General features: G+C 53.4%; 20 protein-coding genes and 1 pseudogene. 12 read left to right on the top strand and 9 right to left on the bottom strand.

Annotated elements, in window-relative coordinates:
• Nucleotides 1–368: 368 nt before the first annotated feature.
• From AC1MEE_RS10040 to AC1MEE_RS10020, 5 genes are all read right to left on the bottom strand, one after another.
• Nucleotides 369–806: an Lrp/AsnC family transcriptional regulator gene (locus AC1MEE_RS10040; protein ID WP_480415185.1), complete on the bottom strand. Its 438-nt coding sequence runs from the start codon at nt 804–806 to the stop codon at nt 369–371.
• Nucleotides 803–2,191, bottom strand: coding sequence for a threonine synthase (thrC, locus tag AC1MEE_RS10035; protein ID WP_480415184.1), 1,389 nt, complete (start codon nt 2,189–2,191; stop codon nt 803–805). Before thrC ends, AC1MEE_RS10040 begins: the two co-directional genes overlap by 4 nt.
• An 18-nt stretch (nt 2,192–2,209) precedes the next feature.
• Nucleotides 2,210–3,100, bottom strand: coding sequence for a LysR substrate-binding domain-containing protein (locus tag AC1MEE_RS10030; RefSeq protein ID WP_480415183.1), 891 nt, complete (start codon nt 3,098–3,100; stop codon nt 2,210–2,212).
• A gap of 50 nt (nt 3,101–3,150) precedes the next feature.
• Nucleotides 3,151–4,590, bottom strand: a complete 1,440-nt coding sequence (locus AC1MEE_RS10025) for an amino acid permease (protein WP_480415182.1) — start codon at nt 4,588–4,590, stop codon at nt 3,151–3,153.
• Between the two features lie 140 nt (nt 4,591–4,730).
• Complete coding sequence (locus tag AC1MEE_RS10020; RefSeq protein ID WP_480415181.1) at nt 4,731–5,999, bottom strand: cystathionine gamma-synthase family protein; 1,269 nt, start codon at nt 5,997–5,999, stop codon at nt 4,731–4,733.
• Between the two features lie 489 nt (nt 6,000–6,488).
• Here AC1MEE_RS10020 and AC1MEE_RS10015 point away from each other — a divergent pair, with 489 nt between their 5' ends.
• Nucleotides 6,489–7,097 carry a trimeric intracellular cation channel family protein gene (locus tag AC1MEE_RS10015; protein ID WP_480415180.1) on the top strand — a complete coding sequence of 203 codons (609 nt, stop codon included), beginning with the start codon at nt 6,489–6,491 and terminating at the stop codon, nt 7,095–7,097.
• A gap of 210 nt (nt 7,098–7,307) precedes the next feature.
• Here AC1MEE_RS10015 and AC1MEE_RS10010 read toward each other — a convergent pair whose 3' ends face one another.
• Nucleotides 7,308–8,081: a ParA family protein gene (locus AC1MEE_RS10010; RefSeq protein ID WP_480415179.1), complete on the bottom strand. Its 774-nt coding sequence runs from the start codon at nt 8,079–8,081 to the stop codon at nt 7,308–7,310.
• Between the two features lie 673 nt (nt 8,082–8,754).
• Between AC1MEE_RS10010 and AC1MEE_RS10005 the strand changes: the two genes are divergently transcribed.
• Complete coding sequence (locus tag AC1MEE_RS10005; RefSeq protein ID WP_480416198.1) at nt 8,755–8,994, top strand: hypothetical protein; 240 nt, start codon at nt 8,755–8,757, stop codon at nt 8,992–8,994.
• Nucleotides 8,995–9,091: 97 nt separating this feature from the next.
• Here the strand turns inward: AC1MEE_RS10005 and AC1MEE_RS10000 are convergent, their stop codons facing one another.
• Nucleotides 9,092–10,009, bottom strand: coding sequence for an AraC family transcriptional regulator (locus tag AC1MEE_RS10000; RefSeq protein WP_480415178.1), 918 nt, complete (start codon nt 10,007–10,009; stop codon nt 9,092–9,094).
• 165 nt (nt 10,010–10,174) lie between these two features.
• Between AC1MEE_RS10000 and AC1MEE_RS09995 the strand changes: the two genes are divergently transcribed.
• The 4 genes from AC1MEE_RS09995 (at nt 10,175) to AC1MEE_RS09980 (ending at nt 13,922) form a co-directional block, all read left to right on the top strand.
• Nucleotides 10,175–11,224, top strand: a complete 1,050-nt coding sequence (locus tag AC1MEE_RS09995) for an NAD(P)-dependent alcohol dehydrogenase (protein WP_480415177.1) — start codon at nt 10,175–10,177, stop codon at nt 11,222–11,224.
• A 104-nt stretch (nt 11,225–11,328) separates the two neighbouring features.
• Nucleotides 11,329–12,300, top strand: a complete 972-nt coding sequence (locus tag AC1MEE_RS09990; RefSeq protein ID WP_480416197.1) for an alpha/beta hydrolase — start codon at nt 11,329–11,331, stop codon at nt 12,298–12,300.
• Nucleotides 12,301–12,384: 84 nt separating this feature from the next.
• Nucleotides 12,385–13,596 (top strand): MFS transporter, encoded by a 1,212-nt coding sequence (locus AC1MEE_RS09985; RefSeq protein WP_480415176.1) that lies wholly within the window; start codon nt 12,385–12,387, stop codon nt 13,594–13,596.
• Between the two features lie 116 nt (nt 13,597–13,712).
• A complete protein-coding gene (locus AC1MEE_RS09980) occupies nt 13,713–13,922 on the top strand; it encodes a hypothetical protein (protein WP_480415175.1) in 210 nt (69 codons plus the stop codon).
• Nucleotides 13,923–13,959: 37 nt separating this feature from the next.
• Here the strand turns inward: AC1MEE_RS09980 and AC1MEE_RS09975 are convergent, their stop codons facing one another.
• Complete coding sequence (locus tag AC1MEE_RS09975; RefSeq protein ID WP_480415174.1) at nt 13,960–14,202, bottom strand: AbrB/MazE/SpoVT family DNA-binding domain-containing protein; 243 nt, start codon at nt 14,200–14,202, stop codon at nt 13,960–13,962.
• Nucleotides 14,203–14,511: 309 nt separating this feature from the next.
• Between AC1MEE_RS09975 and AC1MEE_RS09970 the strand changes: the two genes are divergently transcribed.
• Nucleotides 14,512–14,829 (top strand): DUF7693 family protein, encoded by a 318-nt coding sequence (locus tag AC1MEE_RS09970; RefSeq protein ID WP_480415173.1) that lies wholly within the window; start codon nt 14,512–14,514, stop codon nt 14,827–14,829.
• A gap of 67 nt (nt 14,830–14,896) precedes the next feature.
• On the opposite strand, the gene AC1MEE_RS09965 is transcribed toward AC1MEE_RS09970, so the two are convergent.
• Nucleotides 14,897–15,244: a hypothetical protein gene (locus AC1MEE_RS09965; protein WP_480415172.1), complete on the bottom strand. Its 348-nt coding sequence runs from the start codon at nt 15,242–15,244 to the stop codon at nt 14,897–14,899.
• Between the two features lie 112 nt (nt 15,245–15,356).
• Between AC1MEE_RS09965 and AC1MEE_RS09960 the strand changes: the two genes are divergently transcribed.
• The 5 genes and pseudogenes from AC1MEE_RS09960 (at nt 15,357) to tnpC (ending at nt 21,762) form a co-directional block, all read left to right on the top strand.
• Nucleotides 15,357–16,922: a recombinase family protein gene (locus tag AC1MEE_RS09960; protein ID WP_480415171.1), complete on the top strand. Its 1,566-nt coding sequence runs from the start codon at nt 15,357–15,359 to the stop codon at nt 16,920–16,922.
• Entirely contained in the window at nt 16,919–17,830 is a 912-nt protein-coding gene (locus AC1MEE_RS09955) for a ParB/RepB/Spo0J family partition protein (RefSeq protein WP_480415170.1), read from the top strand. Before AC1MEE_RS09960 ends, AC1MEE_RS09955 begins: the two co-directional genes overlap by 4 nt.
• Nucleotides 17,830–18,249: pseudogene (locus AC1MEE_RS09950) on the top strand (ParB/RepB/Spo0J family partition protein); the annotation flags it as partial. The gene AC1MEE_RS09955 and the pseudogene AC1MEE_RS09950, both read left to right, overlap by 1 nt.
• Before the next feature lie 136 nt (nt 18,250–18,385).
• A complete protein-coding gene (locus tag AC1MEE_RS09945) occupies nt 18,386–21,400 on the top strand; it encodes a Tn3 family transposase (protein ID WP_480415169.1) in 3,015 nt (1,004 codons plus the stop codon).
• On the top strand, nt 21,400–21,762 hold the full coding sequence (gene tnpC, locus AC1MEE_RS09940) for a Tn3 family transposase post-transcriptional regulator TnpC (RefSeq protein ID WP_480415168.1): 363 nt from the start codon (nt 21,400–21,402) through the stop codon (nt 21,760–21,762). Before AC1MEE_RS09945 ends, tnpC begins: the two co-directional genes overlap by 1 nt.
• Nucleotides 21,763–21,809: the final 47 nt, after the last annotated feature.

Raw genomic sequence — 21,809 nt, 5'->3', positions numbered from 1 at the left:
GCGCTCAATAGATTTAGCCAGCTCGACCTATGAGACCGAGGGAGCAAGCTTGAGCCCGGGCTCATCGGTATGCGCTATCGGGAGGGGGGGGGAGAAGGAGCTCGCCTATTGTTCAACCAGCGAGACTGACACAGCACGACCAGAATGAGCGGCTGCTGCTACCATGACCGGCTGCGTCACGGTGTGCATGAATACAGAGGCAACCGCTTCAGAAACTATCGGGTGCCTAGCTACAAATCGTCTGCCTCTACTCAAAGCCGTTGATTCCGGAAAATCCATCAACGGCTTGGTCGCTTTCGTCTAGGTGACTGCGCAAGGCGGGTTAAGGAGGTGTGTACAGGGACAGAAACGCCTCTGGTTTTTTGTGCTCAAAACACTGCAGAAAGGACGAATGAGGTGACGGTATTTTCCACCCCAGGCATCGCAGAGATTTCCTTCCAAACGAGGTGGACACGTTCGGGGGATGCTGCATTGACTCGAAGCATCAAATCAAATTCACCACTCAAGACTTCACACTGAACCACCTCGGGGAGCGAGCGCAGCGCGGCAAGTACCTCTTCTCCACGCATGCGGTCGTGGCGGTAGACAAAGATCACTGCACTGATCAGCGATGAAGGCCGTCGGGAATCACCGAGACGTACCGTATAACCCTGGATGGCGCCGTCTCGCTCAAGACGCTCAATGCGCTGCCGCACAGCATTGCGAGACAAGTTGACCTTGGCGCCCAGCTCAACATGGGCGATTCGAGCATTCGCTGTGAGTTCGGCAAGTATGCGCTCATCCAGCGGATCCAGAATGCGCTTCATACGTGCCTCTGCTGCGCCAACAAGAGGGCCTGGCATAGACCGTCTAGATCTCCTTTAGCCAAGTACGGTGGCTGAGCAAAAATGTCAGGAATCGTCGGCACCTCTCCCTGCCAGACACCTAACTCGGACAATAGGGCCGCAGACTTGGCCGGAGCAATTTGCCCAAAGGTCACCATCGGAGCCCCCAGACTGCGTCGATGAATTCGGCCAGCCAGTACGCCCACAGCGGTATGTGGATCGATTGCAGACCCGGTCTCACGGAACAACTTGACGACTTCGTCGCGAACCTGTGATTCGTCTACTGCATAGGAATCGAACAGAACTCGGGCTCGGAGCCACTGCTGGTTGCCGATGCTTAACTCGCCGCAGTCCTCAAAATGCTCCATTAGCGCCTTCGCTGAACTCCCATCGTGCCCATACAGCTCCCAAATGAACCGCTCCAAGTTTGAGAACAGGGAGAAATCCATTGCAGGAGACAACGTTCGGTTGCTCACTCGGGTCGAGTAGCGATTGCGATGAATGAACTGGTGAAGTGCATCATTACTGTTAGTAGAAATGATCACCTGGTTGATTGGTAATCCCATTTTCTGAGCAATGTAGCCGGCGTAGATTTCAGCTGAGCTGGCCGCTGGAACGCTGAAGCCTACAGGACGTGTCCCTCCTCCCAGCTGCAAGGCAGCGTGGAAATAAAAAACGATCTGCGCGAGAACGCCGACCCAGTTGGTGGAGTTGAAACAGATCGGTATTACCCGATCTAAGGGCCAGTCACGGAAGAGTCGAGAGACCAACGTCTGGCAGTCGTCAAAATTACCGTCTACTGGAAAAATCTGAACCCGCTCAGGGTCTGCCGCCTGCAGGGCAGAGAGTTGCTCAGACGGTAGCCCATTGCGCGGATACAGTATCGCCATGCGAGTGCCCGGGCAGTTAGCAAACGCCTCAAGCGCAGCCAGCCCAGTATCGCCATTGGTCGCACCGATGATCAGCGCCTCTCCACCGACCTCACCCAAGAAATGCTCCACCAAGCGCGATTGCAGTTGCGCAGCGAAATCTTTGGAAGAATGGGTCGGGCCATGAAACAGCTGGAGTATCCACTCGTTATGGCCAATCTGCTCAAGCGGCGTAATAGCGCGGTGGTTAAAGTTTCGATAGCTGTCGCTCAGCAAAGCACGCAGAGTGCTTTCGTCTATGGAAGAGCCAACGTAGGGAGAGACTACTCGCCAGACCAGCTCATCGAATGGTAACCACGACCAACTGGCAATCTGCTTCTCAGTGAAGACAGGCAAACTTGCTGGGACATAGAGACCGCCATCTTCGGCAAGCCCCGACAGAACCACACTGCGAAAGTCCGCCCGCACGTCACCGCCGCGTGTGCTTACGTAATGCATGATGACTCCAGATCAGAATTACAAAAGGCGGTGGGCTTGAGCCACCAACCAAGTAGAAAAAGTCGCTGCATCCGGCGAGAGTTCCTCTGCCTGCTCGCGCACTAGATAAAAAGATTCGCTGGCCTCGATTCGGTGACTGAATGGAGCAATTAGGTGTCCACTCTTGAGTAAATCTTCCACTACGGAAGACCGAGCTAAGGCAACACCCTGACCCAGTTCTGCCATGCGGATTGTGGAAATCAGTGTGTCGAACTGAAGACCACGGGAATAATCGACTTCGTCTGCTCCAACCCGCCTCAACCAGTAACCCCAACCTTCCTCGTACCCCAACACATGTAGCAAAGAATGGTTCATCAAATCGCGAGGCTCACGTATCGGTGAGCTGGCCGTAAGCTCTGGCGAGCAAACGGGCTGGAGGATGTCCCAAGTTAATCGCTGAGAGTGCAATCCCGACCACTCACCGCATCCCCAGCGAATTTCCAAGTCATCCTCTCCGTCCGGTTCTTTCACCCAAATGTTGCTGATATATCGGATGTCGATTTGGGGAAACTCTCGACAAAAATCTGCGAGCCGAGGGGCCAACCAATAGTGAAGGAACGAAAGGCTGCCACGCACCTTCACATGCCTTCGATTGTGCTGGCCAAAAATCTCGTTTGTACCCACTGCAAGACGGCTGATCGCGTCTTGTACTACCGGCAGGTACGACTGCCCCTCTTCAGTCAAGCCAAGCCCTCGGGGTAGGCGCTTGAATAGCGCCACCCCGAGGTGACCCTCTAACTGACGGATCTGCTGACTTACTGCACCTTGAGTCAGGTGCAGCTCCTCCGCTGCATGGGTGAAATTCAAGTACCGCGCCGACACTTCGAATGCCCTGAGCCAATTCAAGGGCGGTAGTGATTTTTGACTCATCGGCGCAACCTCATCGGGACTTATCTCTGTTCAATCATCGCCTGAGCTATTCACGCTGCACCAGCAGAATGATGTGCAGCCGCTGCTAATGCCAACCGCTCTTCTCGCTTCTTGCGAGTGATCCAATAAACGAAGTAGCACCACGCTATAAATGGAAGACCGAAATAAAGAGCCACTCGCTGTTCAGGATCAAAAGCAATGCCGACGCAGGCCAGCAAGCAACACAACAGAGCACCAATAGGAACCCAAGGGTAGCCGCGCACACGGAAATGCAGATCCTCAACTCGCCCGCCATTGGCGACGTATTGGCGTCGGAAGGCAATTTGGCTCGCGGCGATGCTCATCCACACGATCACGACCGCGAGACCCGAAATCGACACCAGGGCCAAGTAAACCGTATCAGGGGCAAGCACACTGCTGAGCAGCGACGCCATCGCACCCGCCATACTCAAAACGATCGCGTTAACCGGTGTGCCCCGGCGCGAAAGGCTAGCGTAGCGCTTAGGCATGTGTCCTTGATCACTCAACGTCCAAAGCATGCGCGAAGCCGCATACAGTCCCGAGTTAGCGGCGGAAATCAACGCGGTGAGAATGACGAAGTTCATAATGTCAGCTGAATATGGGATGCCAATCAGCTCGAACACCATCACGAACGGACTTTCAATGACTCCAGCCTGCTCGCGGGGCAGCAAGGTCGCGAGTACGAAAATGGTACCCACGAAGAACAGCGCCAAACGTACTACCGTCGTGCGGATCGCCTTGGGAACGCTTGTCTGAGGATCCTGTGCTTCACCTGCAGCAATCCCGATAAGCTCAGTCCCAGAAAATGCGAAGGAGACAGCTAGAAGTGTCATCGCAATGGGTAAGAAACCTGTCGGAAAAAGCCCTTCACGGGTAAAGTTGGAGAGTCCAGCGCCCTGCAAATGCTGTACTTGGAAGAGACCGCAAATAGCCCCACCACCAATCACGATAAAAGTGATAACGGTCAGAACTTTAATGAGCGAAAGCCAGAATTCAGTCTCCGCAAACAGACGAACAGATACAACGTTGCTTAAAAAGACCGCAATGGCAAAAAACGCGCTCCAAATCCAGACCGGTGTATCAGGGAACCACCGAACCATCAGGATGCCCGCAGCCGTAAATTCAGAGCCAATAGCTACTGCCCAAGTGAGCCAGTACAGCCACGCCACCGTATAGCCCGTACCTGGGCCCAAGTATCGAGTTGCGTAGGTACTGAAAGATCCGGTTTCTGGCATCTGTACCGCCAACTCACCGAGACAGACCATTACCAGATACACCATCACCGCACCGATGATGTAGGCAATTACCGCGCCGAGTGGCCCTGCCTGATTAACGGTGTAACCGGAAGTAAGGAATAATCCCGTACCGATAACACCGCCCAACGCCAACATAACAATGTGACGGGTTTGCATCTCTTTCTTAAAGTTTAACCCTGCATCGGACTGATCATTTTTTATTTGAGTGGACATAGCTATATTCTCATGAAGTGTTCGGACAAAAATTCTTGCAACCGGCTATTAAGCAGTACAATTAGATTGTCGCTAGTTGTTATTGTTTTCACCATTCATGAAAGACTGACCGATAAAAAAATCGGAAGTCTTACCCGAGTTCAGGTTCCCACCTCAGTGAAACGCTCGGTGTTACCAGTGTGGTGGCTTGCATGCCCCTGTTTACTGCGAACCAACGTGAATGCTTGTTTAAGATCAGCTAACAAATCGGCCGTATCTTCAATACCCACGGAGACCCTAACCAAGCCCTCAGAAATTCCAAGTGCCTCGCGTTCCTCCAAGGTGTTTTCCACGTGGCTGGTTGTCCGTGCCGGCCCGTAGATGGTTTCAACCGCTCCTAAGTTACCCGCCCGATGGGCATACTTAAGCAGCGGTAGCAAACGAGTCACTGTGTCCATGCCCCCTACCAGCACGAAGCTGACAATTGCGCCAAATCCGCGCATCTGCGAGCGAGCAATGACATGACCTCGATGTTGAGGCAGTCCCGGATAGTTCACAGACTCAACCAGCGGCTCGGTGCATAGGTACTCGGCCAGTGCTTGCGCGCTCACCTGTTGCTGGCGGAGACGCAAAGCCAGAGTCTTGATGCCCCGGATGATGAGATAAGCCGAGAACGGATCCAGCGAGGCCCCATTAATTTCGCGGTAATGGCGAACTTGAGACATAAGATGCTCGTTGCCGCAGACCACACCGCCAAGCACATCGCCATGACCGGACAGGAACTTGGTAGCACTGTGCACTACCACATCTACCCCGAGAGCAAGGGGATTCTGATTCAAAGGCGTCGCGAACGTATTGTCTGCTATGACCAAAGCCCCAACACGCTTCGCCGCCGCCACTAGACGTCGTATATCCAGAACCTTCAGTGTTGGGTTCGTCGGGGTTTCCAGGTAAAGGACATTGCAGCCTTTAGTGATCTCATGCTCGATAGCTTCCGTGTCGAGCGTTTTGCAAAGCGTGACCTCGACTCCCATGCGAGGGAGAAACTCTTCGAAGATCTTGTTTGTGCCACCGTAGCTGTCGCGGGTAGAAACCACACGCTGACCACAGGACAGGAAGGTATGCAGCACACCACTGATTGCAGCCATCCCGGTACTGAACGCGACAGCCGACTCTGCGCTTTCAAGCTCGCTGAGTTTGTCTTCTAAGACAGAGACAGTAGGGTTGCTCATGCGACTGTAAATGAAGCCAGGTTCTTTACCCAATGCCACGTCATACCATTTATCGATGTCATGGTAACCGTAGGCAGCGCTGACTACGATGGGAGTCTGGGTGGCGTTGTAGGGATGCTGAACTTGCTCCCCTCCCCAAACCACTCGCGTCCCCAAACCAGCACTCTGGCTCTGACCGGGTTTTATTTTGTCATCCATAAATTTATCTCGCATCGATGAAACACAAATGTGTTCCGATTGGGCTTGCGATGACTATATGGAAGGCTTGAGCGCGTGAAAAATCATGTTATCTGGGGCTAAGGGGTTCTTTTTTTAATGGATGGACGATATGAAAGAGCTATGGGCAAGAAAAGCTACAGCACGCCCCTGACGCGGTAACGACTAATGCAGCCAAGCCTGAACCAGAACGAAAACCCTACACCAGCAGGCCCACGGTTCAGGACAAGGCGTTTCACAAGGAGCTCGAACAGATGCGTGCGGATGCTGAAGCTGTAGTGATACGTAAGCCTGTGCGTGAGCCAGTGGACGATGGTGAGCCTAGCCTTGCGCTGGATGATTATCCGGGCTTATGAAGCGCGATCTCGTCTTCAAATCAGTAATAATTTTTGTAGTCGCTTCTTGATCGCCGTATGAAGGTATTAACAGAGAAGGCCAACGTTCAGGGCTAACCTGAGAAAGGAACAGTGGATGCTTTATTTTCAGGAAATGCTAGGTATTGCCGTGTTTTCCATCACCGGTGTTCTGGCGATCCAAAAAGCCGATGTCGATTTGTTCGGTGCTGTGGTGCTTGGCATCATTACCGCTATTGGTGGTGGCACGATAAGGGATCTGCTGCTGGATCTTCCGATCTTCTGGATTGCAGACTTCAATTACATTTGGGCCGCCTTAATTGCTGCACTGCTGGCGTTTTTTCTGACTAAAAAATTACAACGACGTTACCGCCTGCTCCTCTATCTCGATGGTTTGGCAGCTGCACTGTTCGGGTTAGCTGCTACGGAGAAAGTGCTGGCATTACACCTCACTGCGCCTTTGGCAGTGATGATGGGCGTGCTGACCAGCATTGGTGGCGGTATAGCACGCGATGTCCTGGCCGGCAGAGTCTCACTGTTGATGTCACGTGAGATATACGCCACGCCAATCTTGTTGGGATGCACCCTGTATGTTGTGTTGCGCAACATATTCCCGTCGGTCTGGATCGCCGGTTGGATTGCTTTGATTTTCACCTTCGGCCTGAGGTTTTTGGCCATTTACAGACATCTTCAAATGCCAGCGATTTTCTCTACCAAGCAGGGATAACTCGTCCGTGATGACAGCCGTGTCAGGTCTCTTGAAACCTGGCAGCGCTATGGCACTGAACCAGTTGAGCAATGGAGTGCCTGAGAGCATGGACAGCTAGAGCTTCTGTTAAATGTGCTCTGAGTGAGTTCAACCATCCCTCACTCGCATCGCTGACGCCGTTTTCCATATGCTGGGATGTCTTTGGGGTAGCACTCCGCAAAGTCAGCCTTAAGCGGCTCGCTCCAGGGCATCCAGCAAACCAAAAAACTCCAGCGAAAGCTTATGCCGAGGGGCTAAATGAATGATGGGCACTGAAACCTCGTGAGATTCGCGCATCTTGACGGAGCTGCTCAGGTAAATCGGTAGCACAGGTAAACCCTCGGCCAGCAGCTCATCAACGAGATTTTGGTGAAAGCCGGTTTGCCCGGTGAACTGGTTGACCACCACTCCTTCCACTTTCAGTGATTCATTGTGATCAAGACGTAGCTCGTCTACCTGTGCAATGACGCGGTACAGCGCCTGGCGAGAGAAGCTGTCGCAATCGAATGGGATAAGCAAACTGTCCGCAGCCACCAGCGCGCTGAATGTGTAGAAGTTCAGTGACGGAGGAGTATCGATATAGATGCGCTCATAATCCTCGGACAGCTCAACCAGTAACTTGCGCAGCTTATTGATCTTGTATTTGCTCTCGAGTTTTGACTGGAGGTCTGACAGGTCGGGGCTGGCAGTCACCAAGTGAAGGTTGTCGTAGGAGGTATCGGTGATGACCACTCGATTCCTTCTGCCTTCGAAGCCACCGGACAATGTTTGTTTGAAAAAATCGGCGATGCCCGCTGGGATGCATTCGTTTATCAGGCCGGTGAGATAGTGAGTTGAATTTGCCTGGGGATCGAGATCAACCAGCAGCGTGCGGTAGCCTTCGGCAGCACTCACTGCGGCAAGGTTGCAGGCAATGCTGGATTTTCCAACGCCTCCTTTCTGATTGAACACAACACGACGCATGGGACTTGCTCATCCATGAAAAAGGCCAAAGGCCGACTGAAGAAAATGTAAGAAGTCGTGTCAATTCTATGACCGAAATATTTCAGTTTTACGACGGCCTCTGACGGAAGTATTGGTTTAGAGAGGTTGCGTTCCAATACAACGTGGTAGCAATGCAAATGACGCAACCCGAATGAGGATTCATAAGAGACGCTGAAAAGGTGTTGATGCCTGTTCGGCAAAACACTCCATCGCAGCTAGCCGTCGGCAGTTGAAGAAATGAGAGCCACGACGCGCTGTCATAAATTGTCTCAGCTCAGTCCTGCATACTTGTTGAAATCATGGAGTCATACCGGTACTCCTAGAGCACTAATTCTTTTAGCAGGGAACGCACCATGCACCCAAGATTCAGGGTCATCGAGACCACCGGGCTGGAGGATGGCAGTAAGCGATATAGGGTCGTTGATCTCGTCGAGGGAGGCTCAGCTAGCAAGCATGGCGTGTTCAAGGTCAGGGCAGAGGCAGATGCTGTTTGTTCACTGCTGAATGCCGAGCATCCACGTCAGAGTGGTGTAAGTCGTATGTCCCGGAGCCTATGATCCACTCGTTTCGGCACGCCTATTGCGGATGACTATTCGGGATTGGTGAATGCCTATAGCGCAGTCATGGACTGCCCGGTCTTTAGCATCACCTCCTGCTACGCTTTTCTTTTCCATGGAGGACTTGCTATGTCGCAGACCTGCTCCCTTCCCTGCTTTTCAAGATCAACCAAAATCAACTCGCCCTTGAGGCCGCCATCATGGAGCTCACGCTTTGGATTGAGCAGCGTGGATCGGGTGACATAGCCCAGAACGTTCGGGGTTCACTGGAGGCCATCAGTAGGAACAAAGAGTTCATAAACATGACGCTAGCGGTGCTCATGACACCGGAGTGATGTTTGCCTCAGGGTGTCGGAAAGAGCGGACAGTCGACAGTTTCCCAACCAACAAACGCTCTCTCCGTTCAAATGCCGCTCATGCGCATTTATGCCGCTACCCCTGCCCTCGCAACACCGCAATATCCCGCTTGGGAGGTACGCCAAACAACCGGCTGTATTCGCGGCTGAACTGGGACGGGCTTTCATAGCCGACCTTGAAAGCCGCACTGGATACGTCCTGATGTTCATTGAGCATCAATCGCCTTGCCTCATTCAATCGCAGCCATTTCTGGTACTGCAAGGGGCTCATTGCGGTGAGTTGGCGGAAGTGGTGGTGAAAAGTCGGTGTGCTCATCTGCACTCGGGCCGCCAGTTCATCGACGCGAAGTGCCAAGGTGTAATTCAACTTCAGCCAATCGATGGCTTTGGCGATCCGGTAACCCTGGCCATCGACGGATGTGATTTGTCGTAGTCTGCCCGCCTGATCACTCTGCAAGAGACGGTAGTGAATCTCGCGTTGGATTAAGGGAGCGAGAACAGGGATGGACTCCGGCTCATCAAGCAGTGCCAATAAGCGCTCGAATGACGCCAGCATTGCCGGGGTCACTGAACCAATTCCTACACCCTTCGCAACTGATCGATCACGGGTTGGCGGCAGGTCACTTTGCGCTATCAGCTCAGCCAGCATGCGCAGATCGAGCTTCAACGTCAGCCCCAGGCATGGCCGTTCCGGGCTTGCGGTGAGCACCTCTGAATTGGCAGGCAAGTCCAATGACGTGACCAGAAATCGCGACGTGTCATATGGATAACCTTCGCCGCCTACCCACAGCTGCTTCTCGCCCTGAGCGACAAGAATGATGCTTGGCTCGACCATGCAAACGACGGGGGGAGAAGGATGTTCACGCCGATAAAAGCCCAGGCCAGCAATCGAAGTAGCGTAGTCACCGGGCTTTGAGATCCGAGCACCTATGCTATACGCGAGCGCTTTTTGGGGCGATGTGTGTGCAGCGGCGGTTTCGTGATTGTTCGTCATGTTCGTCTTGTACCTCTCCGCTGAACTCTAACTCGCCAGCTGGCGACCGTCGTGCGAAAAAACCGAGACTCATAGAATCAGGCAAGTAATCCAGCGGAATGCACTACAGGGCGCTTGGGCAGATAGGGAAAATGTACATCCGACAAAGCCATTCAGGACTTTCCCATGCTTGTACAAGCCTATGGTGCTCATGCGGGCGACAGACCTCTTGAGCCGCTGCAGATCAGTCGCCGTGCACCCGCCGCCCATGATGTTCAGATCGATATCGCCTTTTGTGGTATCTGCCATTCGGATCTGCATCAGGTGCGTGCCGAGTGGGCAGGCACGCAATTTCCCTGCGTACCTGGGCATGAAATTGTCGGCCGCGTATCGGCGGTGGGTGCGCATGTTTCGAACTTCACTGTCGGTGATCTTGTCGGTGTCGGTTGCATTGTCGACAGCTGCAAACACTGTGTTGACTGTGCCACGGGCCTGGAAAATTACTGCGACGGCATGGTCGGCACCTACAACTTCCCGACCCCGGACATACCCGGCTGGACACTCGGCGGCTACTCGCAAAATATTGTGGTGCATGAACGTTACGTACTGCGCATCCACCATCCCGAAGACCAATTGGCCGCCGTCGCACCGCTGTTGTGTGCGGGCATTACCACGTACTCCCCGCTTCGTCACTGGAACGCCGGGCCGGGCAAGAAAATCGGCGTGGTGGGCATCGGCGGCCTAGGCCACATGGGCATCAAACTGGCGCATGCGATGGGCGCCCACGTCGTAGCGTTCACTACCTCAGAGTCCAAGCGCGAGGCAGCGAAGCAATTGGGCGCCAACGAGGTTGTCGTGTCGCACAATGCTGAAGAAATGGCCGCGCATGCCAAGAGCTTTGACTTCATTCTCAACACCGTCGCAGCCCCACACGATCTCGATGCCTTCCTGGTTCTGTTCAAGCGCTATGGCGCGCTGACTCTTGTCGGTGCGCCCGCATCGCCGCATCCGTCGCCGAACGTATTCAACCTGATCATGAAGCGCCGAACGATTGCCGGTTCGATGATCGGCGGCATTCCCGAGACTCAGGAGATGCTGGATTTCTGTGCCGGGCACGGCATCGTCGCCGACATCGAGCTAGTTCGAGCCGATCAGATAAACGAGTCCTATGAGCGAATGCTCAAGGGTGACGTCAAGTATCGCTTCGTGATCGACAACGCCACGTTGGCTGACTAAACGCCTGAGTCAAAAACTCTAGCGAACAACCATTCAATCGAAAGGAATATCCAGTGAAAGGAATTTGGCTAGCCCTAGGGCTGCTTGTTATCTCTTTTTCTTCAATGGGAGCCGATATGTCGAACGGCGCGGACAACTTCTTCAAAAGCGAGAAAGTGACCGTTGAAAAGGTCACCTTCAAGAATCAATACGGTATGAAGGTCGCGGGCAACCTGTTCACCCTGAAGGGCCTCGACCCCAAAGCGAAAAATGCCACCATCATCGTCGGCCACCCCATGGGTGCGGTGAAGGAGCAGAGTGCAAACTTGTACGCCACCAAAATGGCCGAACAAGGATTTGTCACGCTGTCGCTGGATTTGTCCTTCTGGGGCGCGAGCGAAGGCACACCTCGCCAGGCAGTCTCGCCAGATATCTACGCAGAAGACTTCAGTGCCGCCGTAGATTTTCTCGGCACTCGACCAATTGTCGACCGTGAGCGTATCGGTGTCATAGGTATCTGCGGCAGTGGCAGCTTCGCCATCAGTGCGGCCAAGATCGATCCACGCCTGAAGGCAATCGCCACCGTCAGCATGTATGACATGGGTGCGGCCAACCGTAACGGACTCAAACACGCCGTGACTCTCGAACAACGCCAGCAGATCATTCGCGAAGCGTCCGAACAGCGCTATGCGGAATTCCAGGGTGGCGAAATCCGCTACACCGGCGGCACGCCGCTCAAACTGACCGGCAACGAAGTAGGCGACGAGTTCTTCGACTTCTATCGCACCCCACGAGGTGAGGTCACTCCGGCCAACGCATCGCCGCAGACAACCACCATGCCGACGCTGACCAGCAACGTGAAATTCATGAATTTCTATCCGTTCAATGACATCGAGACCATCTCCCCGCGCCCACTGTTGTTCATTGCTGGCGCCCAGGCTCACTCACGCGAGTTCAGTGAGGATGCCTACAAGCGGGCTGCCGAGCCTAAAGAGCTGCTCATTATTCCAGATGCGGGACACGTGGATCTTTACGACCGGGTCAACCTCATTCCATTCGCCAAGTTGACCACATTCTTCAAAAACAACCTGAAGTAACCTGATCGGTGCCCTGGCTTGGCACCGGTTGTCTCTGGCCTCGTTCCTGGGGCGCGACGCTTCGCGCAATATAGGATTCAATCCATGACCGACAACCTTCTCCCACCCCCTAAGAAAGCCCAGCAATCATGGGGCGCTGTTTTCGCCATGTCGCTCGCCGCCTTCGTGCTAGTGGCATCGGAGTTCATGCCCGTCAGTCTCCTGACGCCGATTGCGGTAGATCTGCATATCACTGAGGGTCAAGCCGGCCAGGGCATTTCCGTCTCGGGGTTGTTCGCCTTGTTCACCAGCCTTCTGATCGCGTCAGTGGCTGCACGGGTTGATCGCAAACCGCTGCTCCTTTCACTGACACTGTTGATGATCCTTTCCGGAACAGTGGTCGCGTTCGCGCCGAACTACTGGGTCTTCATGGCCGGCCGTGCGCTGATCGGTGTTGCAATAGGCGGCTTCTGGTCACTGTCGGCGGCAACGGCCATGCGCCTGGTACCTGATGACCAGATCACTCGCGCGATGGCGATCGTCAACGGCGGCAACGCGCTAGCAACAGTGGTTGCGGCACCACTGGGAAGCTTTCTCGGCGCCTTGATCGGCTGGCGCGGCGCATTTTTCTGTGTCATTCCGGTTGCAGTAGCGGCCTCTGTCTGGCTTTTGTTCAGCCTCCCAGCGATGAAAACGCAAAGCGGCTCAGGCGCCGGAAATGTCTTCAGGCTGATGAGAAGAATACCGGTCGCTTTAGGCATGGTAGCGGTCAGTGTCTTTTTCATGGGCCAATTCATGCTGTTCACCTATTTGCGCCCCTTCCTTGAAACGGTCACGCACGTCAGTGTTTCCATGCTGTCGCTTATGTTGCTCGTACTGGGCCTGGCAGGCTTCGCTGGTACCTTCCTGATTGAACCGTTCTTGAAAAATGGCTTACATCGAACTCTGATCGTCATCCCGATGTTGATGACAGTGATCGCATTGGCGTTAGTTTCGTTCGGTGGCTCAGCGCTGACTGTCACCGTATTGCTGGGTTTCTGGGGACTTGTCGCAACTGCAGCGCCTGTAGGCTGGTGGACATGGCTGGCGAGAACACTACCGCAAGACGCAGAAGCTGGAGGCGGACTGATGGTTGCAATCATCCAGTTCGCTATCGCGTCAGGTGCGACCGTGGGTGGCATCGTATTTGATTTGAGTGGATATCAAGCCACATTCGAATTGAGCGCAGCTTTACTTGTTGTCGCCGCTGCCCTTGCTGTATTGGCAGCGCGTGGGGCATCACAGAAGTCTCTTCTTTCCCGTAGCGCTGCAGCATGACTACGAGAGCGCATCCTTAATGTGAACGCGGACGTTCACGTTTGTCAGCAACTGGCTGTGGATTTAAACGGTCGATGCAGCACTGCTACCCTGTCTACTTCCAAGGAGGATTCGCGATGCCTAATTCAGACCTGCTCCCTTCCCTGCTATTCAAAATCAATCAAAACCAGTTAGCCCTCGAAGCCGCGATCATGGAACTTACGCTCTGGGTCGAGCAGCGCGGATCAGCGGAAGTCGCCGGCAACGTTCGGGGTGCCTTGGACACAATCAGCAGGAACGAAGAGTTCATCAACATGACGCTCGCAGTGCTCATGACGCCGGAGTGACCAGCCTCGATCTAGGAATCAGTGAACAGCAGACTATTCACTTAGCCCCATTGAGGGGTTCATCCTTTTCGTGGCATTTCCAGTACTCGACCAACTCATCAGTGCGATCAGGGATCCGTGAGGTCTTACTGAGCACGACACAGCGAGTGCTACCAACGTACTCTTCGATTAGGTGGAGAGTGTCTCCAACATCGACCCCCAACTCCTGAAGAACCTCATCGGGAATGCGAATGCAGCCATCGCCATCCCAATCTTCGATCACCACTTGCTTAGTATCCATTTCCTACCGCGCCTTTTTGAGCGATATCTTTTACTCGATTGCGTACCTCTAACATGAGGTGCTGGGGCTCTACAATCAAGCGTCGATTCCCGCCGGCAGCATGGTTTAAACCCGAAATGAATTCATCAGCGTCCTATGGCCTCTCTACCGCAGCAATCCAACAACTGGAAACTCTAGGTACGTGCCTCGAAAAGCAAGTGCTTAGCCGGGCCCAGCGGCCCGAAGGAGCGACATCCCCATTCGGGACTACCGTTTTTATCTTCACCTCAGCGGGGCTACTGGCAAGCGATGACTCGAACACAGATTGATTTGAACACAACCTCCCCTCTCACCGCCCGCGAGGTTTACCAAGTCCTGAAGGACGTCGCGCTCGGCACACGCACCATGACAAGAGCCAGCCGCCAGTCCTGGAACGAAATCTATAACGACCTCATGCCAGTTGAGATCGAAGGCTGGCGTCTCACGCTTTTCAATGACTGTGACACCCTGGATTACTGCGAGGATTGCAGGTCGCCTGACGGCTGTGTCGGGACTCTTGAAGATTGGCAGCGTTATGGCACTGATCCCGTCAACCTATTGAGTGGCTGGGAACAAGAGCAGCTTGAGCGCCTGCTGAATGAGCTCTGAGTTTTGTGGGCAAAACCGGCCTTCTACCCCGACCTACCGCTATGCCATGAAGGTGCTCCTCTTTCTCCTATGTCTCCCCAATGCAAAGATATGAGTCAATTCCCTCTATAACCGACTGAAGCTTCTGCCTGAGCAGAGGAAGCTCTGATGCAGTCAAAGCATGCGGCCTCTCTGCCATACCAAGAAACGCTGCAAGAGCCAGGTCGGAGTGTTTGATCAACGCCACCAGGTGCTCGCCTCGTGGCCCACTGCTTCCGGCCATCCAGTTCTTAACCGTCCTTTCGTTCGCGTTTGTCCAACGCATTAGTGTTTTTGTCGCCTGGTGCGTTCCTCCAAGCTCCATATGCAGAGCTCTGGCGATTCCGGCCGCGTACTGTTTTTGAGCCAGAAAAGAATTGCCCGTTTTTGTGAACATTTTTCTCTCCCCAGTCTTCTACCTTCTTTAGAGCTATTCCGAAAAACGCAGTGACTGATCACAGCTTTCGCGTTGCCCTTATCGGCCGTGGATCAGGGTGAGGACTTTGCCTATGCAAAAGCTCATTGGCGCGGGTACTAATCACAATGAATCAAGCGCGACCTTGGCTGCGGCATACGTCCGGATGTCCACTGAGCATCAACAATACTCGACCGAAAATCAGCTCGACACTATCCGTCTTTATGCAGTCACACATGCTCTCGAGATCACCAAGGTTTACACGGATGCAGGTAAAAGCGGCCTTAGTTTGGAAGGTCGTGATGCACTCAAACAGTTGTTCTCAGACGTTGAGAGCGGACATGCCGACTACTCCACAGTTCTGGTCTATGACGTAAGTCGCTGGGGTCGATTCCAAGATCCTGACGTCAGCGCCAGCTATGAGGTTCGATGCCGCCTTGCAGGCGTCTCCGTCCAATACTGCGCAGAGCAATTCACCAATGACGGTTCACCAGTCTCCAACATTGTCAAAAGCGTTAAACGTATGATGGCTGGAGAGTACAGCCGCGAACTGTCAGTGAAGGTCTTTGCTGGACAGTCACGGCTCATCGAACTGGGGTATCGCCAAGGAGGCCCAGCGGGATTTGGACTGAGGCGCCAGTTAGTCGATGGTAACGGGCTGCCCAAAAACAAATTGGGTCTGGGTGAGCACAAAAGCATTCAAACAGATCGCGTAATTTTAGTGCCCGGCCCGGCGAACGAAATCGAGATGGTGCAGCAAATCTATCGACTATTCGTGGAAGAAGGCAGAAGCGAGCGCGAAATAGCCGATTGGTTGAATGCTCAAGGAATACTCACTGACCGCGATGGGTTCTGGTCTCGGGGAACAGTGCACCAAGTGTTGATCAATGAAAAATACATTGGCAACAACGTTTGGAACCATAGCTCGTTCAAGTTGAAGCAGACGCGTACAAAGAACCGACCGGAAGAGTGGATTAGGGCGAATGGAGCGTTCCGACCAATTATCAACGTGATCCTATTCCAAGCCGCTCAGTCAATCATCCAGGCGCGCTCTTACCGCATGCCCGACGACGAAATGTTGCAGGTATTGGAGGCCATCTATCAGCGCAGAGGTTACCTGTCGAGGCTTGTGATCGACGAGTCCGAAGGTTGTCCTTCGAGTAGCGCCTATCAATACCGCTTTGGCAGCTTGCTTCGCTGTTACTCGCTGATCGGCTACACCCCTATTCGCGACTATCAGTACATCGAAGCCAATAAACGGCTTCGGCAAATGCATCCGATGTTGCTTGATCAAACGACCACGAAAATCGCTGAAGTGGGAGGTCAGGTTTCAATCGACCCAAGCACAGACCTGATGATGGTAAATCAAGAATTATCCATCTCACTCGTGCTGTGTCGCTGCCAAGTATCCATGGCGGGCTACAGGCGCTGGCACATCCGCCTCGACTCAAGCTTGAATCCTGACATTACCGTGGCCGTACGCATGAAGGAGCAGGAAGAAGCCGCGCTGGACTACTACATCCTGCCCACCATCGAAATGGAAACCCCTCAGCTGCGCCTTGCCGAAAGCAATCAGGCCAGTCTTGAAATTTACCGGTTCGACTCTTTGGATATTCTCGCAGAGCTGTCGCGGCGCTCTGATTACAGGAGGGTGGTATGACGGCGATTCCTACCCATCGCAAAGCCCTGATGCACGTCGCGGAAGAGTCGACTATTCGTCTTATTCCACTTGACGATATCCGAGTGCTCAATCCAAGGATGCGCAACAGGCAAGTCTTCGCGAGGTTAGTCGAGAACATATCGGCGTTAGGGCTCAAACGCCCCATCACGGTAACTCCCACTACTAGCGGCGGTGAGACCTTCGAGATCGTTTGCGGCCAAGGTCGCTTCGAAGCTTTTCAAGCTTTGGGGGAGCAAAAAATCCCCTGCATTGTTGTAAGTGCCAGTGAGGCGGATCGTTATCTAATCGGCTTGGTTGAGAATCTCGCACGTCGAAAGCATTCGAATCGGGAGCTTCTCTTATCGATCCAGATCCTCTCGGAACGAGGTTACACATGTCAGCAGATCGCAAACAAAACCTGCCTTGATGCAGGTTACATACAGGGAATTCTTGTGCTGTTGCGCCAAGGAGAGGAGCGATTGATTGCTGCGGTTGAGAAAGGATGGTTATCCATAAAACTAGCCATTCATATAGCCCGATCTGAGGACAGTGAAGTTCAGCAAGCAATGATTGACGCCTACGAAAATGGTGTCCTCAAAGGCGAACAGCTGATGAGGGTTCGCCGACTCATAGATAAGCGCAGGACGCTAGGCAAACGTTACGGTCAGCAACCGCATACCGAGAAGCTAACTACGCCACAGAAGCTCCTAAGCGCCTATCAATCAGAGGTTCGACGCCAGAAAGTGATGATCAAAAAGGCGGACATTAATGAGCAGCGCCTGCTCATCATCGTTACAGCGATGCGAAAATTGCTGGCCGATGATTACTTCGAAACGCTGCTCCGAAGCGAAGAAATCCCGGACATGCCGAAACCCCTCGCAGACAGAATATTTGGGGAGAAACCATGATGGCAGAGGTCAAACAGGCGTTCGAGCAACGCATTATTGCGATCCCTCTAGAACGAATCCTTCCAACCCGAAAGGTCGAACAATTACTACCGGGGAGTAAAAAATACGCCAGCATCCTGAGTTCGATAAGAGAACTTGGGATCATCGAACCGTTGGCTGTTCATCCCAAACCGGTCGTTGCGGGCGGGGTATCTTCGTACATGCTACTGGATGGCCATTTTCGTTTAGAGGCACTCAAAGCCTTGGGTGCCGTAGAAGCGCTATGTCTGATTTCTACAGATGACGAAGGCTTTACCTATAACCGGCAAATCAATCGACTGACGCCGATTCAAGAACACAAAATGATCCTTGCAGCCCTGAAAAAAGGTATTGAAGCCTCTCGCATTGCCAAAGTGCTGGGGATAAACGTGGATCGAATTCAGGGGTAGTGCCGAGATAAGGGAAAAATTCACTCACTTCACCAGTAATAGCCTGTTTTTAATGTTTTTTTAATAAATAACCACTACATCCCTGTGCTTGGGCTATCTTTTCTGACTCCCTTAGAAAGGAGGTCTTATGGCTTCAGTAGAGCGCACGGCGTACCCCGCTCTGTCAAAGGTGTATTCGAAAGCTGAGTTACAGCGAGAATTTTCCTTTTCAGATGATGAGCTTAAGTGGGTACGAAGCAAATCCAAGGCCTCCTTTCACCTCAACCTTGCAGTCTTGCTCAAGACCTTCCAGCTGCTTCGGTTTTTTCCTGACCTTACCGATGTGCCTGATCAAGTGGTGGATTTCATCCGTGGCGAATTAGGTCAGCGCAGCTCGGTAAAACTCGCAGAGTACAAGTGGGTTCAACAGTATCGACATATGAGCGCTGTCCGAACGCGTCTCGGGGTGGTCGCATTTTACGGATCAAACGCTATGGACCTCGCTGAGCGCCATGCCAAAGCAATGTCGTTCTTGCTTGACCAGCGTGCCGATATCATCAACGCTGTGATCGAGGAACTGACGCGTCAAAATTATGAACTTCCTGCCTACTCTACCCTCAATGATCTTGCCGAAAGGGTTCATGCCCAATCACTGGAGACCATATTTAATCAAGTAGTCGATAGAACCCCGATCGAGGTTATTTACCGCTTGAAAGAGCTGTTGGTGACGGATTTTGGCCGGCGTCAGAGTGATTTCAACGCCTTGAAACAGGCACCACGGAAACCTTCACGCAAACATCTAGAAGTGTTGATTGATCATCTTAGTTGGCTTGAAGAGTTCGGGGACTTGGATACCATTTTTGAAGGCGTAACTGAGCCCAAGATTCGTCATTTCTCCTCGGTGGCTGCTGCCTCAGACGTCTCCGAGCTGCAGGACTGCTCGCTTCCCAAACGCTATACGCTGATGCTTGCTCTGATCTACAAGATGAGAATTCGGGCTCGTGACCATCTCGCGGAGATGTTCATCAAGAGGATCTCGACCATCCACAAGCGGGCCAAAGATGAGCTGGAGCAAATCCAGTTGCGTCAGCGCAAAAAACTAGAGCAGCTCGTGGCCACCTTGGATGGTGTGATTCAGATTCTCAGCCAAGAACCAAGTGATCAGGAAGCTGGCAGCTTGATTCGCGAATATCTGTCCCCCGAGGGGAATCTTGATCAACTTCGCCAGGCCTGCGCCGAAGTCCAGGCCACGGGTGGCAGTAACTATCTCCCGCTACTCTGGAAGCACTTCAAGTCCCATCGATCATTGTTGTTCCGCCTGAGTCATCTGCTGCAACTGGAGCCAACGACCCAAGATCGTTCGCTTATCGAGGCTCTGCAGTTGGTCCAGGACAACGAGAACCTGCATCGGGAATGGATCGACGAGCATGTAGACCTGTCGTTTGCCTCGGATCGCTGGATCAAAGTTGTCCGTCGCGCCCCTAGCGAAGGGCCACCGACCAACCGGCGCTTCTTGGAAGTCTGCGTGTTTTCCCATCTAGCCAACGAACTTCGCTCTGGCGATATCTGTGTGCTGGGCTCGGAGTCGTTTGCTGACTATCGCAAACAGTTACTGCCTTGGGATGAGTGTCTGGCCCGTCTGCCGGAGTACTGTGAAAAGGTCGGCCTGCCGAGTACCGCCACAGAGTTTGTCGCCAGCTTGAAGGAGCAACTTGAGAGTACTGCTCAGCAGCTGGATGACAAATTCCCCAGTTGCCGTGGTGATGTGTCGATTAATGAGTCCGGTGATCCTGTGTTGCGCCGTGTGGTCGCCCGTGACATCCCGCCTTCAGCAATCTCGCTACAAACGGCTATCACACAGCGTATGCCTGCCAGGCATGTGCTCGACATCATGGCCAACATCGAACACTGGATTCAGTTCACCCGCCATTTCGGGCCGATGTCCGGCAGCGATCCCAAACTGAAGGAGCCGGCCGAACGCTACCTGATGACGATCTTCGCCATGGGCTGCAACCTAGGGCCGAACCAGGCCGCTCGCCATCTGGCGGGTAACGTGACCCCGCACATGTTGTCTTACACCAATCGTCGGCACCTGCCACTCGACAAGCTGGATAAGGCCAACCGGGAGTTGGTCGAACTTTATCTCCAGCTCGATCTGCCCAAGCTCTGGGGTGACGGTAAGGCGGTCGCGGCCGACGGGACTCAATTCGACTTCTACGATGAAAACTTGCTCGCCGGCTACCACTTCCGTTATCGGAAGATGGGCGCGGTCGCCTACCGGCATGTGGCAAATAACTACATCGCAGTCTTTCAGCACTTCATCCCTCCGGGCATCTGGGAGGCCATCTATGTCATTGAGGGCTTGCTGAAAGCGGATCATAGCGTTGAAGTCGATACGGTATATTCAGACACCCAAGGCCAGTCCGCTACAGTGTTTGCCTTCACCCATTTGCTGGGCATCAATCTAATGCCTCGCATCCGCAACTGGCGCAACCTGGTCATGTATCGGCCCGATCGCTCGGCCAAGTACAAGCACATCAACAGTCTCTTCACCGATACCGTCAACTGGAGCCAGATAGAGACCCATTGGCAGGATCTGATGCAGGTGGCACTGTCGATTCAGGCCGGCAAAATATCCTCGCCAATGCTGCTGCGCAAACTCGGCTCCTACAGCCGGCGCAACAAGCTCTACCATGCGGCGCAGGAGCTGGGCTGTGTGATTCGGACCATTTTCTTGCTCAAATGGATCGGCAACCGTGAGTTGCGCCAAGAAGTAACCGCCAATACCAACAAGATCGAGTCCTACAACGGTTTCTCGAAGTGGCTGTCCTTCGGCGGCGATGTCATCGCCGAGAACGATCCAGATGAGCAACAGAAGCGCTTGCGTTACAACGATATGATTGCTTCCTCAGTGATCTTGCAGAACACCGTCGACATGATGCGCATCCTGCAGAAGCTCGCTCGTGATGGCTGGCAGTTTACTGACGACGATGTATCGTTTCTCAGCCCCTACCTGACAAGCAACGTCAAACGCTTTGGAGAATTCAATCTCAGCCTCAAACGCGCCCCGGAGCCCTGGATCAAGGACTCCATTTTCCAGCAGGCTGCCGGTTCGATTCGTGGGCAGCAGATGCCCAATAACAACGCTGAGGAGACGAACTGATGCACATCCCACCGGCTTCGTTTCGAGTGACGCCCTATGGGGAAGTCGATGCCAAGGCACTTGACACCTTGCGAGAGGACTACGAGACCTTCCAATTGCTTAACGTGGTGGACCGGCTAGATGCCTGCCTTGCTGAAATCGGAGGGATTGCCAGCATTCGGGAAGACTTCTTACGTCTGCACGCCATGGCCATGACGGTACTGGAGGGTTTCCCCCTCACCGTGGCGACCAGTGAGGTCGACAGTATTTGGGAACAGGCGATGGCCCTTCAAGAGGAAATTTCTGCTTTATGTTCATGCTTGCAAGCGGGTTCTAAATACCTGGTTCCTTTGGCAGCACTTGCTCCTGACGATCAGGACTAGTTCATCAGCGATCATGGAAATGTGCAACGTCTGATCCCCCGCCAATC

It is taken from the genome of Pseudomonas sp. ASL3, from assembly GCF_056680425.1.
This window is presented reverse-complemented; position numbering and strand designations above follow the sequence as displayed.